This window comes from Agrobacterium sp. O3.4 (genome assembly GCF_041414895.1).
Lineage (GTDB): Bacteria > Pseudomonadota > Alphaproteobacteria > Rhizobiales > Rhizobiaceae > Agrobacterium > Agrobacterium cucumeris.
The window spans coordinates 1,842,552-1,857,571 of the sequence record NZ_JALPZP010000001.1; the positions used below are offsets into that span (position 1 = coordinate 1,842,552).

A 15,020-nucleotide genomic window follows, 5' to 3' on the forward strand; every position below is an offset into this window, starting at 1 on the left:
CATGGCGGTTTCTTCCGCACAGGGATGGTGAATGCTGCGTTTTCTTTCCCGACATAACGACACGCCTGAACTGCGCAGCGCCGACCATCTTCTCAGACTGCCGCGCTACAGCGATTTCAAGCAATGGCATGTGCTGCGCTCCGAAAGCCGGCAGTTTCTTCAGCCCTGGGAACCCACCTGGCGCCCTGATGAACTGACCGAAGGCTCGTTTCGGATGCGCGTGGTGCGCAACGGGCAGGAGTTTTCCTCCGGCACCGCCGTCTCGTTCCTGCTGTTCGAAAAAGAGACCCTGCTCGTCGGCGGCATCACCATTGGTTATATACGCCGGGGTGCCGCGCAGAGCTGCATGATCGGCTATTGGACGGGCGAACGGCACGCGGCACGAGGCCATATGTCTGCCGCATTAAAATTGGTAATACCATACATCTTCAACGGACTTCAGTTGCACCGTATCGAGGCAGCCTGTATTCCGGAAAACTTCAAAAGCATCCGGCTTCTCGAAAATGCCGGTTTCCAGCGGGAAGGCCTCTTGCGGGAATATCTGAAAATCAATGGCCAATGGCGGGATCATATGATGTTTTCCCTTCTTGCCGACAAGCAAAGCTCCGGCGGAACGAAGTACGATACATGACCTACATTCACCATGAGCCATGCCTCACGAAACGTCTGGCGGCAATCGCGCTGGCCGTGCCGTTTTTCCTGCTGTTTCTGCTTTTCTCCTCCTATTCCTACGCCTTCGAGCCGGTGAAAATTTCCCGTGACGACACGGCGCTTGATCTGACTGCCACCACCGATATCTATGCCAATCAGGGCGAAGCCTTTCAGGTCTCGACCGCGCCCGGCCCCGACGGCATCCGCCGCCGTATCGAGGTGCGCGCCAGTTCCACCGACCACCAGGGCGACTGGGCGGTTTTCGCGCTCGCCAACGTGTCAGAAGAGCAGCTGGAGCGCGTCATCGTCGCCCCGCATTTCCGCCTCGTGAATTCCAAGCTGTTCTGGCCCGATCTCGGCTCGCAGCGCATCATGGCGATCACGCCGAGTGAGGGCTTTGCGCTTGACCGGCAGCCGAGCCCTGACGCCGACGTGTTCCGCATAACGCTCAACCCCGGCTCCGTCATCACCTTCGTTGCCGAGCTTTCCACACCGCAGCTGCCGCAGCTTTATCTGTGGGAACCGGAAGCCTACAAGGACACGATCAACGCCTTTACGCTCTATCGCGGCATCGTGCTTGGCATTGCCGGCCTGCTGGCCGTGCTTTTGACCATCCTTTTCGTGGTCAAGGGCACTTCGGTCCTGCCGGCCTCCGCAGCACTCGCCTGGGCGGTTCTGGCCTATATCTGCGTCGATTTCGGCTTTCTCGAAAAGCTCATCACGGTCACCTCAAGCGACCAGCGAATATGGAGGGCGGGCGCGGAAGTCGCGCTCGCCTCCAGCTTTGTGGTCTTCCTCTTCACCTATCTCAATCTCAACCGATGGCATGCGCATCTGGGTTATGCGACCTTTGCCTGGGTGGTGGGTCTGGCGCTGCTGTTCGGCGTTGCCATTTACGATCCCTCGGTCGCATCAGGCATTGCCCGCGTATCCTTCGCCCTGACGGCGACCGCCGGCATCGCCCTCATCATCTATCTCGGTTTCAACAAATATGACCGGGCCATTTTGCTGGTCCCCTCCTGGGCGTTGATCCTCGTCTGGCTGTTCGGCAGCTGGCTGACGGTTACGGGACAGCTGGACAACGACATCGTGCAGCCGGCGCTCGGCGGCGGGCTGGTGCTGATCGTGCTTCTGATCGGCTTTACCGTCATCCAGCACGCGTTTGCCGGCAGCGCCTATCAGCAGGGTCTGTTCTCCGACCTCGAACGCCAGTCGCTGGCCCTTACGGGCAGCGGCGATACCGTCTGGGACTGGGATGTGACGCGTGACCGTATCGTCACCACGCCCGACATTTCCAACCGGCTGGGGCTCGAACCCGGCACCATGCATGGCGCTGCGCGCAACTGGCTGCCGCGCCTGCACCCTGACGATCGCGACCGGTTCAAGGCTACACTCGACGTGCTGCTCGACCATCGCAAGGGCCGTCTCAACCACGAATTTCGCATTCGCGCAGAAGACGGACATTTCCACTGGCTGCAAATCCGCGCCCGTCCGGTTCTCGGCTCCAACGGCGAAATCATCCGCTGCGTCGGCACCATCACCGATATTACCGAGCAGAAGAATTCGGTCGAGCGGCTGTTGCAGGATGCGATGAACGACAATCTGACCGGGCTTCCGAACCGGCAGGTCTTCCTCGACCGCCTGCAATCGATCCTCAATCTCTCGCCCGATAGCGAGGGCGTACGCCCGACGGTGATGGCGATCGATATCGACCGTTACAAGCTGGTCAACGATACGCTGGGCATTGCTGCCGGCGACAATATTCTCATCGCGCTGACGCGGCGTCTGCGCCGGCTGCTGAAACCGCAGGATACGCTGGCGCGTCTTGGTGGTGATGAATTCGGCCTTATCCTGACCTCGGAGCGCGATCCGCAGCGTGTCGCCGATTTCGCCGATGCGGTGAACAAGGCGATCATGGTGCCGATCAATTTCGCCAACCGCGAAATCATCCTCACCGCCTCCATCGGTCTCGTCTCTTGGATCGACCAGCAGGAAAGTGCGGCCGGTCTGCTCAGCGATGCGGAGCTGGCCATGTACCGCGCTAAGCGCGCCGGCGGCAACCGCGTCGAGCCTTTCCGCCCCGCCTTCCGCACGTCAGGCACTGACCGGTTGCAGATGGAAAGCGACCTTCGCCGTGCCATCGAGCGCAAGGAGCTGTCGCTCGCCTATCAGCCGATCGTCAAACTTGATGACGGTGAGCTGGCCGGTTTTGAAGCCCTGATGCGCTGGGAACACCCCAAGCGCGGCAATATTCCGCCAAGCGAATTCATCCCCATCGCGGAAGCCTCCGGCCTGATCGAGCCGCTCGGCATGTTTGCACTGGAACGGGCGGCGACCGACCTGATGGACTGGCAACATGCCATCGAGAAGATGCCGATCTTCATCTCCGTCAATATTTCCAGCGCGCAATTGCTGAACAACGAATTGTATAACGACGTGCGAGGCATGCTGACCCGCACGCGCTGCAATCCGCAGCAGCTGAAGCTGGAACTGACGGAATCCGTCGTCATGGAAAACCCGGAACAGGCGCGGCTTGTGCTTTCCAAGCTGAAGGAAACCGGCCTGAGCCTCGCCATGGACGATTTCGGCACCGGCTATTCGTCGCTCGCCTATCTGACCCGTTTCCCCTTCGACACGATCAAGCTCGACAAGGCGCTGGTGGCCAATACCAGCGACAAACGCAACGTGCTCCTGCGCTCCGTTATCGCCATGGCGCGGGCGCTCGACATGCAAGTGGTTGCGGAAGGCATCGAAACGCCTGAAGATGCGGCCGAGCTTTCGCGCATGAACTGCCACTTCGGCCAGAGTTTCCTGTTCGGTACCCCGGTCTCGGGCGATGCGGCGCTGAAGCTGCTGCGGGAACGGTTCCAGCCGACGAAGCGGGCTTCGTAAACTTCGAGGGCGATTGTTATGCCCTCTCACCCACACACGGCGTCATCCTCGGGCTTGACCCGAGGATCCATCGTCGCTCGTGGGTGTGGATTCTCGGGTCAAGCCCGAGGACGACGGAGAGGCATTGAATACCCGCAACCTCCAAGATTTTCCGACTAGCCGCGCTAGGTCAGCACCTGACTCACTGAACCATCACACCCTGCCCTGCCATCGGCGCTTCATCCGCCGCCACCTTCCCATGCAGCAGGTCGTGAATGAACTCCATTTTCGCCACCACCGGCGGTGTCAGCACGAAGGGGTAAAGGTCCGCCTCCCCCATGCTGCGCTGGATGGAATTGATGGCGACACTGAGGGGAATCCACGCCTTGACCAGCTGCGCGGCGCTGCGGGCATTGTAGGGATCAAACGTCACCTCGGCCGCCATTTCCTCATGCCCATCAGGATCGATTGCGACGCCGAAGGCACGGGCGGTCTCGAGCGTATCGACGATATGCAGGTAATGGGCGAAACATTCGGCGAAATCTTCCCAGGGGTGGACTGAGGCGTAAGAGCTTATGAAGCTTTCCTGCCAGTCGGGACGCGGTCCCCCATCGTAATTGCGTTGCAGCGCCGCGCCATAATCCTCGCGGTCATCGCCGAACACTGCGCGGCAGGCCTCCAGCCGGTTCGCATCACGCACCAGCTTGTTCCAGATGAAATGCCCGACCTCGTGGCGGAAATGGCCAAGCAGGGTGCGATACGGCTCATTCATGTTGGCGCGCACCTGCTCGCGCGTCACATCGTCGGCTTCCGCCGCGCGGATTGCGATCAGGCCTTCATCATGCCCGGTCATCGCCGGAATAACCGAACCATCGGGCGCCACCTCATCGACCAGAAAGTCGAAGACAAGTCCGCCGGCTGGATCAACATCACGGTTGGGATGTGGCAGGCCGAGCCGCAGGATCGAATAAAACAGGTGCCGCTGCGCCTGGCTGATGCGGCGCCATTGTTCGATCCCCTGCTCCGTCGCAATGTCGGGCACCAGACGATTATGGCTGCAGGCTGGGCAGAAGGCGCTGTCGCTTTCCGCCGGTACCGACCAGTTGCAGATGTCATTCACTTCATTGGCGCAGAAACGTACCTGTTTTTGCGGCTCCGCGACGATCTGCCAGTTCGGTTCGCCGGCCGGCGCCAGCGCTTCCATGGAAAGGCGCTCCGGCACGAAGGCAAGGCGATGGCCGCAGGAAACGCAGAAACGATTGTCGAAATGGACCGGCTGGCCGCAGGATGCGCAGGAGAAAAGTCTCATTGATGAAACCCTTGCGATGGATCAGTTGAACGAAGGAAAACATACGATGTCAGCATGAACGGCGTAACAACCCGTCGTTCCGGCATCCCATACGACAAGAGCGCATGTGCGGTAACACATGCGCTCCAAGCGCCGCATCGTTTGAGAGGCGGAAGATCGTCAGGCGGTATTACATACGGTCAACAGCGCCCTTTACAGCATCCTTGGCCTTGCCGACGCTCTTCTGTACCTTGCCCTTGGTTTCCTGGGCGGCACCCTTGGCGCGCAGCTCGTTATTGCCGGTGGCTTCGCCGACGCTCTTCTTGACCTTGCCAGCAACTTCGTTTGCCGTACCGGAAATCTTGTCTGATGTGCTACCCATCTTACTGCTCCCTAGTTGAGCCGTACTGTCTGTCCGGCTTTCCGGGTGAGTAACGTGAGGGGGCAGGATTTGGTTCCCACCTATAATGATAAGTGGGCGGCAGAAAATATACGCTCGCCAAATTCCGGCGTTCCTGGTTTACGCGTGGCCGGCATCGGTGGAGAGCATGCGGGCATCAACGCCCATCAGGGCCAGCGCCCGCTCATATTTATTGTCCAGCCCGCGGTCGAAAATCAGATCTTCCGCCGCCGGGCAGTTCAGCCAGCCATTATTGGCGATCTCGTTTTCCAGCTGGCCGGGTCCCCAGCCGGCGTAACCGAGCAGCATGGTTGCCTTTTGCGGGCCACGGCCGTTGGAAATGGCACGGACGATATCCAGCGTCGCCGTGAGCGAAATATCGTCGCTGACGGGAATACTGGATTCGCTCAAATAATCATCGGAATGCAGCACGAAACCGCGGCCGGATTCGACCGGGCCACCGCACTGGATCGGAAATTCGCGGGTACGGTTGGGCAGCATGATGGCGTCATTGCTGTCCACCAGCTTCAGATGCAGCAGAATGTCCGTAAACGTGATCTGCTGCGGCCGGTTGATGATGAAGCCCATGGCGCCGGCATCCGAATGGGCACAGATATAGATCACCGCACGGGCAAAATTACCGTCGTCCAGCCCCGGCATCGCCATGAGGAACTGACCGTCGAGAAAGCCACGTTCGCGTTTGTCCATCAGGGTTGAAAAGCTCACCGGCGCCTCCAGCAGACCGAATTCCGTGATTGAACGGAAAACGGCGTTCGCACTTCGACAAGGGACAGGATGCGGCATAGCGTGCCATCAATCAACCGAAAATGATGAACCCCACGAATTCGTAACTGGTCGACCGGGCAATGTTGGGTTAGACGGGAAGCATGAGCGCCAGGACATTCTTCCGATTTTCACATCTTCGTTTCGCGGCCCTGTTTGCCGCTCTCCTCGGCGGCGCGCAAGCCGCCCGGGCCGAAATTACCGATTGGGCCAGGAGCGAAGGCGGCCAGATGCGCGTGGCAAGCCTTGCCATGGATGCGGACGGCGTGGTGCGCGGCGTTTTGCAGATCGAGCCGAAGGACGGCTGGATAACCTATTGGCGCGAGCCGGGCGAAGCAGGTATACCGCCGAAGATCACGCTTGATCCGGCAAGCGGTGTTACGCTCACCACCATGGCCTATCCCGTTCCCAAGCTCATCGAAAATGGCGACATTACCGATATCGGCTACGACCATGCCGTCAGCCTGCCTTTTCAGCTGAAAGCCACCGACCCGGCGGCCAGCGGAAAGATCGACCTCACCGCCTTTATCGGCGTATGCCAGAATATCTGCATTCCCTTCGAGGCGACATTCTCGATCGACCGTGGCAATGCGGGTGACGACGATGGCGAGGAACGGCGTCTGCTGGAGGAAGCCCGCGAAACGCTGCCTGAAGCCGCCTCCGACGATTTCAAGGTCATCGATTTCCACATCACACCCGACAAGACCATGCTCGGCGTGCAGCTGCAATTGCCGGAAAACGCGCCGAAGGAAACCGAGATCTTCATCGCCGGCCCCTCTGGCTTTGCCTATTACGAGCCGCAGAACATGGTGCGCGACAAGCGCAAGCTGTCCTTCTACATGAACATCAAGGGCCTGCCGAAAACCTATCAGGTGCCCGGCAACAGCTGGCCCATTCTGGTCAAATCCGGCGATCGGGCGATGGAGACGATGCTGAATTTTCCAAAGCCCTGAGCGCTTCTTGTGTTGTCCCCGAACCGGTGGCTCAACTCTGGAAATTACCTCGAAAACCGCATGACAGATTTCATTTCCGTGCTCTATAGTCGCGCCAACCGAACGACCACAGGAGCATGGACATGACCATCAAGATCGGCGAAAAACTGCCTTCCGCAACCTTCAAGGAAAAGACGGCCGACGGCCCGGTGGAAACCACGACGGACGCGCTTTTCGGCGGCAAAAAGGTCGTTCTTTTCGCTGTACCCGGCGCTTTCACCCCCACCTGCTCGCTGAACCACCTGCCGGGCTACCTCGAAAACCGCGACGCCATTCTCGCCAAGGGCGTCGATGACATTGCCGTGATCGCCGTCAATGACTGGCACGTCATGGGCGCATGGGCGCAATCCTCCGGCGGCCAGGGCAAGATCCACTTCCTCGCCGACTGGGACGCGGCCTTCACCAAGGCGCTCGGCCTCGATGCCGACCTTTCCGGCGGCGGGCTCGGCGTGCGCTCCAAGCGTTATTCGATGCTGGTTGAAGACGGCGTGGTGAAGTCGCTCAACGTGGAAGAAAATCCCGGTCAGGCGACGGTTTCCGCTGCTGCGGCGATGATCGAGCAGCTTTGACGTTAAGAAGATGGCCTCTTGGCCCTAGATAAGGCGTCATCCTCGGGCTTGACCCGAGGATCCACCAGCTCAACAGGGGGTTATGGATCCTCGGGTCAAGCCCGAGGATGACGTCGCGAGTGGAGCGACGAGACATTGAAGAGCGGCCCCGCCGCCCTCTCAAACATTCATATCAAACACCAGAAGACCGGCCAGACCGCCATCGGTGAGCGACACCAGGCGTTCGCCCACTTCCACATGCTGCGGATGGGCGAGATAGTCGTCGCGGGCCTCGGGGCTTTCCAGCGTCACGATGAAGCCGTCGACAAAACCGCCGTTCAGGCCTTCAGGCGAGACATTCTGGCCGTATTTCACATCGATGATGCCGGGTATCACGTCCTTCAGGGCGGCAATCGCCTCGAATATCGCGTGTTTTTCAGAGGATGCCGTCGCAGCCTTGAAGCGTAGAAATACACAATGCAGGATCATCCGGATTCCTCTCCTCCGCTGGACGCAACGCAGGCGCCCTTGACGACAAGATAAGTCGGGTTTCGGTTTTCACAACCCCGATAAATGCGGCCCGGGTCAAATCGCCCCTGACCGAGCCAAGCGGCAATAAAGCAGGCCTGCGTTACCGGCGTTTGAAGGGCTCCATGCCCTTGCGCGCCAATTCGTCGGCGCGCTCGTTTTCCGGGTGGCCGGCATGGCCCTTCACCCAGTGCAGGGTAACCTTGTGACGCTCCTGTGCCGCCTCAAGTGCCTGCCATAGCTCGACATTTTTGACCGGCTTGTTATCGGCTGTTTTCCAGCCCTTCTTTTTCCAGCCGAAAATCCACTTGGTAATACCGTCTTTGACATAGGCGCTGTCGGTATAAAGATCGACCTCGCAGGGGCTTTTCAGCGCGTTGAGTGCCGAAATCGCCGCCAGCAGTTCCATGCGGTTATTGGTGGTCTCGGCCTCGCCGCCGGACAGTTCCTTCTCCACCTCGCCATAACGCAGCACGGCGCCCCAGCCACCCGGACCGGGGTTACCGGAGCAGGCGCCATCGGTGAAAATATCGACATGTTTCATTCGCCGGCCAGCCCATATTCGGCGACATTGGCGATCGAGCGGTGGAACCGCAGCTTGCGCAGATATTCCAGCGGGTCTTTCTTCACCACCAGCGCGCCTTCCGGGGTCGTCAGCCAGTCGTAAAGCCGTGTCAGGAAGAAGCGCAACGCAGAGCCGCGCGCCAGCAGCGGCAGCGCTTCCAGTTCCGCCTCGCTCATCGGCCGCACCGACTGGTAACCTTCCAACAGCGCCTTGCCCTTGGTGACGTTATAGGCGCCATCCTTTTCGAAGCACCAGGCGTTGAGGCAGATCGACACGTCATAAGCGAGCAGGTCATTGCAGGCGAAATAAAAATCGATCAGGCCGGAGAGTTCGTCGCCGAGGAAAAATACATTGTCCTGAAACAGATCCGCATGGATGACGCCGGCCGGCAGATCCTTCGGCCAATGGGCGGCGAGATAATCGATCTCCGGACGGATTTCGTCCCTCAGGCCCTTCTCCACCTCGTCGGCGCGATCTTCGGATTTGTCCCACAGCACCTTCCAGCCTTCAACGGAGAGTGCGTTGGGGCGCGTGATTTCGAACCCCTCACCCGCCAGATGCATAGCCGCCAGCGCCTTGCCGACTTCGCGGCAATGTCTGGCTTCCGGCTTTCTTAGCCACATGCCTTCAAGGAAGGAAATCAGCGCCGCCGGGCGGCCCGACAATTCACCCAGCAATTCGCCATCCCTGCGCGGCAGGGGCAAGGGGCAGGACAGGCCCTTGGCGGCCAGATGCTGCATGAGGCCGAGGAAAAACGGCAGATCGTTTTTTTCCACCCGCTTCTCATAAAGCGTCAGGATCAGCGGTTCCTTGGTGGTGTGCAGCAGGAAATTGGAGTTTTCGACACCTTCGGCAATGCCTTTATAAGAAGTGAGGCTGCCGGTGTCGTACTGCGTGAGGAAATTCCTCAGATCATCTTCGGTGATATCAGTATAAACTGCCAATTTAAAATCTCTTGATGAAGGATGGAATGAGAAACCCGGGGGGTGGGAATGACGGATGCAAGGCGAGAAGCGCTCACCTCGCCATCACCCTGTTCTAGGCCCCGGCGGCGGTCTTCGGCGGCAGCGCATTGCTGGCATTACCGTTGACGAACGCCATGTCATCCGTCGTCAGCTCGATGCTGCGCAGCTCGCGGTTGACGAGGAAATGTTCTGTTTCCTCAACCGTCACGGCAAGATCGAGCGTGGTGTCGAACCGTGCCTTAAAGGCCTCGATGATTTCATCGACGATAACTTCAGGTGCGGATGCGCCCGCCGAAAGACCAACGGTGCGGATATCGCCGATCGCATCCCAGTCGATTTCCGCCGCCCGCTGCACCAGCACGGAGTGCTTTGCCCCGGCCCGCAGCGCCACTTCCACCAGCCGCTTGGAATTGGAGGAATTGGGTGCGCCGACAACGATGAACAGGTCACAGCCGGGTGCTGCCTGTTTCACCGCATCCTGACGGTTGGTGGTTGCGTAACAGATGCTGTCGGCGGCAGGCGCCTGAATGGCGGGGAACCGTTCCTGCAGACGGGCAATGACGCCGGCGGTATCATCAACCGACAGCGTCGTCTGGGTGACGAAACCGAGATTTTCACGGTCCACCGGTTCATATGTGCCAGCGTCTTCCACCGTTTCGACCAGCGAGACGGTACCTTCGGGCAGTTGGCCCATGGTGCCGATGACTTCCGGGTGACCGGCATGGCCGATCAGCACCACATGGCGGCCAAGGCGCTGGTGGCGCATGGCCTGCTTGTGAACCTTGGAGACTAGCGGGCATGTGGCATCTAGATAAAACAGGTTGCGCGCCTGCGCATCCTCAGGCACGGATTTCGGCACGCCATGGGCGGAAAAAACCACCGGCTGCTCGCGATGTTCGGCAGGGATTTCATGCAGTTCCTCGACGAAAACCGCGCCCTTGGCTTCCAGCCCTTCCACCACATAGCGATTGTGCACGATTTCGTGGCGGACATAGACCGGCGCACCATAGGCCTTCAGCGCCAGCACGACGATCTGGATCGCCCTGTCCACGCCCGCGCAAAAGCCGCGCGGTCCGCACAGCCTTATCGTCAAAGGGGGTTTGGAAACGGCGATGTTCATTCGTGCTCCTTGGCCTGCTTCTTGGCGTGCTCCATGCCTTGCCCGATAGCCTGCCCCTTGCCGGGCGGGGCGCACATTATTCGTCGCGCGCCTTATGGTTCCGGAAATAGGCAAAACCAACGACGATGACAAGGGCCAGCGCCAAGCCATACCACGTTATCGCATATTGCAGGTGATTGTTGGGCAAATCTATCAGCGTCACGCCGCCCTGCGGCCAGCCGCCGGGATTCTGCGCATTGTCGGCATCCACGAAGAGGTTGACCAGCCGGTTGGAGGGAATATCGACGCTCGAGGCCATCACCGCCAGATCCTTCCAGTAGAAGATGTTCTTGGCGATATCGTTATCCGGCAGCAGGGAGGAGGGTTTTGCGATCAGGGGCGCGCGTGCCAGTCCTGTTATTACCACCTCGCCGGTTACCTGTCCTTCCGCCCGTTTGGCCTGTTCCTTCATCTCGAAGGGCACGAAGCCGCGATTGACGAAAAGGATGCGGCCATCGGCAAGCGTCAGCGGCGTATAGATGTAATAACCTGTCCGGCCCTGATGGGTGGCGAAGAAATGGCGCTCGCGGCCGTGATCGAACGCGCCTGACAGCCTGACCTTGCGATATTCGATATCGCCGCCGCTTTTCGCCATTGCCTCGATATCGGCAAGCGGAACCGGGCTCGCGCTCAGCCGCTCCTCGATATCGGCCATAAGCGCTTCTTTCCAGTAAAGCCGCTTCACCTGCCAGGTGCCGAGCCCGAGAAGGATGGCAAGCGCCAGCAGCACCAGCGGCGCGGCGAACCAGACCCGTCTGTCCGCCGCCTTCATGTGGGAAACCTCATTCACGATCAAGCCTGCCTTCGCTTGCATTGTTGCGGTATTGCAGCGCAATCATGATGCCCTTGAGCTTGCGCAGCAGCACGAGCGAAACAATCACCGTAAACGGCAACCAGAGCATGACATGCACCCAGACGGGTGGCGCAAAACGCTGGTCGAACCACAGCGCCAGCCCGACAACCAGAAAACCGACGATCAACATGACGAAGACCGCCGGACCATCACCCGCGTCAGCGAAACCATAATCCAGCCCGCAGGCGCTGCAGGCCGGTTTCGGCGTCAGGAAACCGTCGAACAGCCGGCCGTTACCACAACGCGGGCAGCAGCCTTTCAAGCCCACCTTGATGGGATCAACAGGCGCAAAATTACCGTTTGATGGTTCAGACATGATGACCTCCCGCGAAGTTGCCTAACCCCTCGCCCGTCCGCCTCGGGCTTGACCCGAGGACCCACAATTTCAGCGGGCTATGGATCCTCGGGTCAAGCCCGAGAATGACGTCCAATCTCCTGGAAGCTTGCCTCAGAACCCGGGCACTTGTTTGTTGCGAGCCGGCGCCGCGACTTTCTTCTCCCCGCCGGGGAGAAGGTGGCCCGAAGGGTCGGATGAGGGGGCGAGCTATCGGTCTATCTTCACCCTTGCCCCCTCATCCCGTTGCCGCGGACTTCTCCCCGGCGGGGAGAAGAGATGTGCGGTACCCGCTCGATTCAGAAGCAACGTGGTAGACGATCCGACGTCGTTTAACCGTGGACCGGCGCGCCCCAGCCACCCCAGATGTAGATGGCGAAGAACAGGAACAGCCAGACAACGTCAACGAAGTGCCAGTACCAGGCAGCCGCCTCAAAGCCGAAGTGCTGCTTGGGCGTGAAACCACCGGCAATGGCGCGGAACAGGCAGACCAGAAGGAAGATCGTGCCGACGAAGACGTGGAAACCGTGGAAACCGGTGGCCATGAAGAAGGTCGCGCCATAGATCGAATTCTTGAAATCGAACGGGGCGTGAATGTACTCGTAAACCTGCACGGTGGAGAACAACACGCCGAGCGCCACGGTGAGCGCGAGGCCGCTGATCAGGCCCTTGCGGTCATTGTGCAGCAGCGCATGGTGCGCCCAGGTGACGCAGGTGCCGGAAAGCAGCAGGATAACGGTGTTGTAGAGCGGCAGGTGCCAGGGATCGATGACTTCAATGCCCTTGGGCGGCCATTGACCGCCGGTATATTCAAGGCGGGACGCCTGAATGGCCTCATGCGGGAAGAGGCTGGCATCAAAATAGGCCCAGAACCACGCCACGAAGAACATCACTTCCGAAGCGATGAACATGATCATGCCGTAACGCAGATGCAGCGACACGACGCGGGTATGGCTGCCCTCATTGGCTTCCTTGATCGTATCCGCCCACCACGCATACATGGTGTAAAGCACGATGACGAGACCGATATAGAAAAGCCAGGGGTTGGCGAGTTCCGCACCGAACAGCTTGAACGAGCCGCCCGACAGGTAACGCATGTAACAGACGCCGCCGAAGGTCAGGATGAAAGCGCCGATCGAGGCCAGAAGCGGCCAGGGGCTTGGGTCTATGATGTGGTAGTCGTGGTTCTTCTGATGCGTGTCTGCCATTGCGACAATCCCCTGGTATCTCTTCCCTGATCCGGCCTCAAGAAGGCCAGATCTCCTCTCACAATTTGCTTTCGCCAGATTCAGTCTTTACCGGCAAGGACGCAACCGGTTTTTCGGTTTTGGCCGGATAAAACGTATAGGACAGCGTCAAAGTATGAATGCTCTTGGTTTCGCGCGCCGTGGCGATGTCGGGATCGACGAAGAAAACCACCGGCATTTCCAGTGTTTCGCCCGGCTGCAGCGTCGTTTCGGTGAAGCAGAAACACTCCACCTTGTTGAAATAAGCGCCCGCCTCCATGGGCGTGACGTTGAAGACCGCCGTTCCCGTGGTCGCCACGGGCGAGCGGTTGGTCGCCTTGAAGGTGACCTGCACCGTTTCGCCGATCTTCGGCTTGACCATCCTGTCGACCGGCTGGAAATCCCAGTTGAGGCCGTTCGACGTGTTGGCGTCGAAGGTGACGTTGATGGTCTTGTCGAGGATGACGTCGGAATATTGCTCGACGCGCTGGGTCGTGCCGTTATAACCGGTGACGCGGCAAAACAGGGTGTAGAGCGGCACGGCGGCATAGGCCATGCCGATCATGGCGCAGAAAAATACGAGACAGAGCACCAGGATGGAGCGATTGCTCACCCGTTGCCTGCCGGTTCCCACCGTCTGCGTTTCCATATTCGCCATGTCCTCCTCCTCTCCCCTCAATCAGCCCTTAATGCGAGCCGATCTTGATGATGGTGATGATGTAGAACAGCACCACCAGACCGGCGAGCAGGACGCCGAGCGCGATGTTGCGTCCGCGTCTCGACTTTTTCTGCGCCGCGCTCAGTTCCACCGTTTCCATCACAGAACTCCCGAAATCACGGCCTTCAGGGCCGGAGCGAAATGATCGGCCAGAAGGCCGGAAAAGATGGCGAAGAGGTAAAGCACCGAATAGGCAAACATCTTCTTGGCCGGCAGCATCTTCTCGTCACCCTCGGGCATGCGCCGGACATCGAGCGAACAATAAACGAAGATAGCGCTCAGCACCGCGGCGAAAATACCGTAACCGGCGCTCGCCAGACCCGTGAAATACGGTGCGACGGCAGCGGCGGCCGTCAGCACGGCGTAAACGATCATCTGGTTCTTGGTAGAGCGTTCGCCCGCCACATTCGGCATCATTGGAATGCCCACGGAGCCGTAATCACGCATCTTGAACAGCGCCAGCGCCCAGAAATGCGCAGGCGTCCACAAAAAGATGATGAGGAACAGGATGACGCTATCAAGCGAAACGCCGCCGGTGACGCAGGCCCAGCCGAGCATGGGCGGGAAAGCGCCGGCAGCACCGCCAATGACGATATTCTGCGGCGTCGAGCGCTTCAGCCACATCGTATAAACGACGGCGTAAAAGAAGATGGTGAAGGCGAGCAGGCCGGCGGAGAACCAGTTGACTGCAAGGCCGAGGATGACCACCGAAAAGGCCGACAGCGTCAGCCCGAAGGCCAGGGCCTCACGCGGCGCGATGCGGCCCGAAGGGATCGGCCGCTTTGCAGTCCGGCTCATCACGGCGTCGATATCGGCATCGTACCACATGTTCAGCGCGCCGGATGCGCCGGCGCCGACCGCGATACAGAGAATGGCGATCAGCCCAAGCACCGGATTGATTTCGCCCGGCGCCAGCACGAGGCCGGCAAAGGCTGTGAAGACGACCAGCGACATGACACGCGGTTTCAGCAATTCGAAATAATCGCGCGCGCCGGCTTCCGAGAGTTCGGAGCTTTCAACACCCAGCATATCGCGATTGTCGATAACGGTCATTTCCTGTCCTGTTTTCCTTCAGATGCCACTTGCCGCGACATCCCTTGCACCGGCCCGAAAACGAAGGTGATTTCCGGCATGCGCGA

General features: G+C 59.6%; 17 protein-coding genes. 4 read left to right on the forward strand and 13 right to left on the reverse strand.

The annotated features are described in order from the left end of the window. The first annotated feature begins 31 nt into the window (after nt 1-31). Both M0412_RS08935 and M0412_RS08940 read left to right on the forward strand, forming a co-directional pair. Nucleotides 32-631 (forward strand): GNAT family N-acetyltransferase, encoded by a 600-nt coding sequence (locus M0412_RS08935; protein ID WP_142839239.1) that lies wholly within the window; start codon nt 32-34, stop codon nt 629-631. Next, nucleotides 628-3,543 (forward strand): sensor domain-containing phosphodiesterase, encoded by a 2,916-nt coding sequence (locus M0412_RS08940; protein ID WP_142839238.1) that lies wholly within the window; start codon nt 628-630, stop codon nt 3,541-3,543. The genes M0412_RS08935 and M0412_RS08940 overlap by 4 nt, the downstream gene beginning before the upstream one ends. Nucleotides 3,544-3,724: 181 nt before the next feature. Here M0412_RS08940 and M0412_RS08945 read toward each other — a convergent pair whose 3' ends face one another. The 3 genes from M0412_RS08945 to M0412_RS08955 form a co-directional block, all read right to left on the reverse strand. Next, nucleotides 3,725-4,831 (reverse strand): putative zinc-binding metallopeptidase, encoded by a 1,107-nt coding sequence (locus M0412_RS08945; RefSeq protein ID WP_269698548.1) that lies wholly within the window; start codon nt 4,829-4,831, stop codon nt 3,725-3,727. A gap of 169 nt (nt 4,832-5,000) precedes the next feature. Next, nucleotides 5,001-5,192 (reverse strand): CsbD family protein, encoded by a 192-nt coding sequence (locus M0412_RS08950; protein ID WP_046798516.1) that lies wholly within the window; start codon nt 5,190-5,192, stop codon nt 5,001-5,003. A gap of 138 nt (nt 5,193-5,330) precedes the next feature. Further along, the gene (locus M0412_RS08955) at nt 5,331-5,936 is read right to left on the reverse strand and encodes a YqgE/AlgH family protein (RefSeq protein WP_269698549.1); all 606 of its coding nucleotides are present in this window, start codon (nt 5,934-5,936) and stop codon (nt 5,331-5,333) included. Nucleotides 5,937-6,097: 161 nt separating this feature from the next. On the opposite strand from M0412_RS08955, the gene M0412_RS08960 reads away from it, so the two are divergent. Both M0412_RS08960 and M0412_RS08965 read left to right on the forward strand, forming a co-directional pair. Then, the gene (locus M0412_RS08960) at nt 6,098-6,946 is read left to right on the forward strand and encodes a protein-disulfide reductase DsbD domain-containing protein (RefSeq protein ID WP_269698550.1); all 849 of its coding nucleotides are present in this window, start codon (nt 6,098-6,100) and stop codon (nt 6,944-6,946) included. Nucleotides 6,947-7,068: 122 nt separating this feature from the next. Beyond that, nucleotides 7,069-7,554: a peroxiredoxin gene (locus M0412_RS08965; protein WP_149898739.1), complete on the forward strand. Its 486-nt coding sequence runs from the start codon at nt 7,069-7,071 to the stop codon at nt 7,552-7,554. 159 nt (nt 7,555-7,713) lie between these two features. Here M0412_RS08965 and M0412_RS08970 read toward each other — a convergent pair whose 3' ends face one another. From M0412_RS08970 to M0412_RS09015, 10 genes are all read right to left on the reverse strand, one after another. Next, nucleotides 7,714-8,022: a Dabb family protein gene (locus tag M0412_RS08970; RefSeq protein ID WP_142839232.1), complete on the reverse strand. Its 309-nt coding sequence runs from the start codon at nt 8,020-8,022 to the stop codon at nt 7,714-7,716. A gap of 142 nt (nt 8,023-8,164) precedes the next feature. Continuing rightward, nucleotides 8,165-8,605, reverse strand: coding sequence for a ribonuclease HI (gene rnhA / locus M0412_RS08975; RefSeq protein WP_003494262.1), 441 nt, complete (start codon nt 8,603-8,605; stop codon nt 8,165-8,167). Further along, nucleotides 8,602-9,570: a homoserine kinase gene (locus tag M0412_RS08980; protein ID WP_269698551.1), complete on the reverse strand. Its 969-nt coding sequence runs from the start codon at nt 9,568-9,570 to the stop codon at nt 8,602-8,604. The genes rnhA and M0412_RS08980 overlap by 4 nt, the downstream gene beginning before the upstream one ends. A gap of 94 nt (nt 9,571-9,664) precedes the next feature. Continuing rightward, on the reverse strand, nt 9,665-10,711 hold the full coding sequence (ispH, locus tag M0412_RS08985; protein ID WP_137037217.1) for a 4-hydroxy-3-methylbut-2-enyl diphosphate reductase: 1,047 nt from the start codon (nt 10,709-10,711) through the stop codon (nt 9,665-9,667). 76 nt (nt 10,712-10,787) lie between these two features. Next, entirely contained in the window at nt 10,788-11,522 is a 735-nt protein-coding gene (locus tag M0412_RS08990; protein WP_269698854.1) for an SURF1 family protein, read from the reverse strand. Between the two features lie 10 nt (nt 11,523-11,532). After that, nucleotides 11,533-11,919 (reverse strand): DUF983 domain-containing protein, encoded by a 387-nt coding sequence (locus M0412_RS08995; RefSeq protein ID WP_052817424.1) that lies wholly within the window; start codon nt 11,917-11,919, stop codon nt 11,533-11,535. Between the two features lie 350 nt (nt 11,920-12,269). Further along, complete coding sequence (locus M0412_RS09000; protein ID WP_142839229.1) at nt 12,270-13,145, reverse strand: cytochrome c oxidase subunit 3; 876 nt, start codon at nt 13,143-13,145, stop codon at nt 12,270-12,272. Between the two features lie 58 nt (nt 13,146-13,203). Further along, nucleotides 13,204-13,821, reverse strand: a complete 618-nt coding sequence (locus M0412_RS09005) for a cytochrome c oxidase assembly protein (protein WP_142839228.1) — start codon at nt 13,819-13,821, stop codon at nt 13,204-13,206. Between the two features lie 28 nt (nt 13,822-13,849). Then, nucleotides 13,850-13,981, reverse strand: a complete 132-nt coding sequence (locus M0412_RS09010; RefSeq protein ID WP_003521105.1) for a hypothetical protein — start codon at nt 13,979-13,981, stop codon at nt 13,850-13,852. Beyond that, nucleotides 13,981-14,934: a heme o synthase gene (locus M0412_RS09015; RefSeq protein WP_142839227.1), complete on the reverse strand. Its 954-nt coding sequence runs from the start codon at nt 14,932-14,934 to the stop codon at nt 13,981-13,983. The genes M0412_RS09010 and M0412_RS09015 overlap by 1 nt, the downstream gene beginning before the upstream one ends. Between the last annotated feature and the right edge of the window lie 86 nt (nt 14,935-15,020).

Excerpts from the sequence above, each read along its gene's own strand:
- M0412_RS08935 (WP_142839239.1), top strand. The coding sequence starts at position 32 with ATGCTGCGTTTTCTTTCCCGACATAACGACACGCCTGAACTGCGCAGC.
- M0412_RS08940 (WP_142839238.1), top strand. The coding sequence starts at position 628 with ATGACCTACATTCACCATGAGCCATGCCTCACGAAACGTCTGGCGGCA.
- M0412_RS08945 (WP_269698548.1), bottom strand. The coding sequence starts at position 4,831 with ATGAGACTTTTCTCCTGCGCATCCTGCGGCCAGCCGGTCCATTTCGAC.
- M0412_RS08950 (WP_046798516.1), bottom strand. The coding sequence starts at position 5,192 with ATGGGTAGCACATCAGACAAGATTTCCGGTACGGCAAACGAAGTTGCT.
- M0412_RS08960 (WP_269698550.1), top strand. The coding sequence starts at position 6,098 with ATGAGCGCCAGGACATTCTTCCGATTTTCACATCTTCGTTTCGCGGCC.
- M0412_RS08965 (WP_149898739.1), top strand. The coding sequence starts at position 7,069 with ATGACCATCAAGATCGGCGAAAAACTGCCTTCCGCAACCTTCAAGGAA.
- M0412_RS08970 (WP_142839232.1), bottom strand. The coding sequence starts at position 8,022 with ATGATCCTGCATTGTGTATTTCTACGCTTCAAGGCTGCGACGGCATCC.
- rnhA (WP_003494262.1), bottom strand. The coding sequence starts at position 8,605 with ATGAAACATGTCGATATTTTCACCGATGGCGCCTGCTCCGGTAACCCC.
- ispH (WP_137037217.1), bottom strand. The coding sequence starts at position 10,711 with ATGAACATCGCCGTTTCCAAACCCCCTTTGACGATAAGGCTGTGCGGA.
- M0412_RS08990 (WP_269698854.1), bottom strand. The coding sequence starts at position 11,522 with ATGAAGGCGGCGGACAGACGGGTCTGGTTCGCCGCGCCGCTGGTGCTG.
- M0412_RS08995 (WP_052817424.1), bottom strand. The coding sequence starts at position 11,919 with ATGTCTGAACCATCAAACGGTAATTTTGCGCCTGTTGATCCCATCAAG.
- M0412_RS09000 (WP_142839229.1), bottom strand. The coding sequence starts at position 13,145 with ATGGCAGACACGCATCAGAAGAACCACGACTACCACATCATAGACCCA.
- M0412_RS09005 (WP_142839228.1), bottom strand. The coding sequence starts at position 13,821 with ATGGCGAATATGGAAACGCAGACGGTGGGAACCGGCAGGCAACGGGTG.
- M0412_RS09010 (WP_003521105.1), bottom strand. The coding sequence starts at position 13,981 with ATGGAAACGGTGGAACTGAGCGCGGCGCAGAAAAAGTCGAGACGCGGA.
- M0412_RS09015 (WP_142839227.1), bottom strand. The coding sequence starts at position 14,934 with ATGACCGTTATCGACAATCGCGATATGCTGGGTGTTGAAAGCTCCGAA.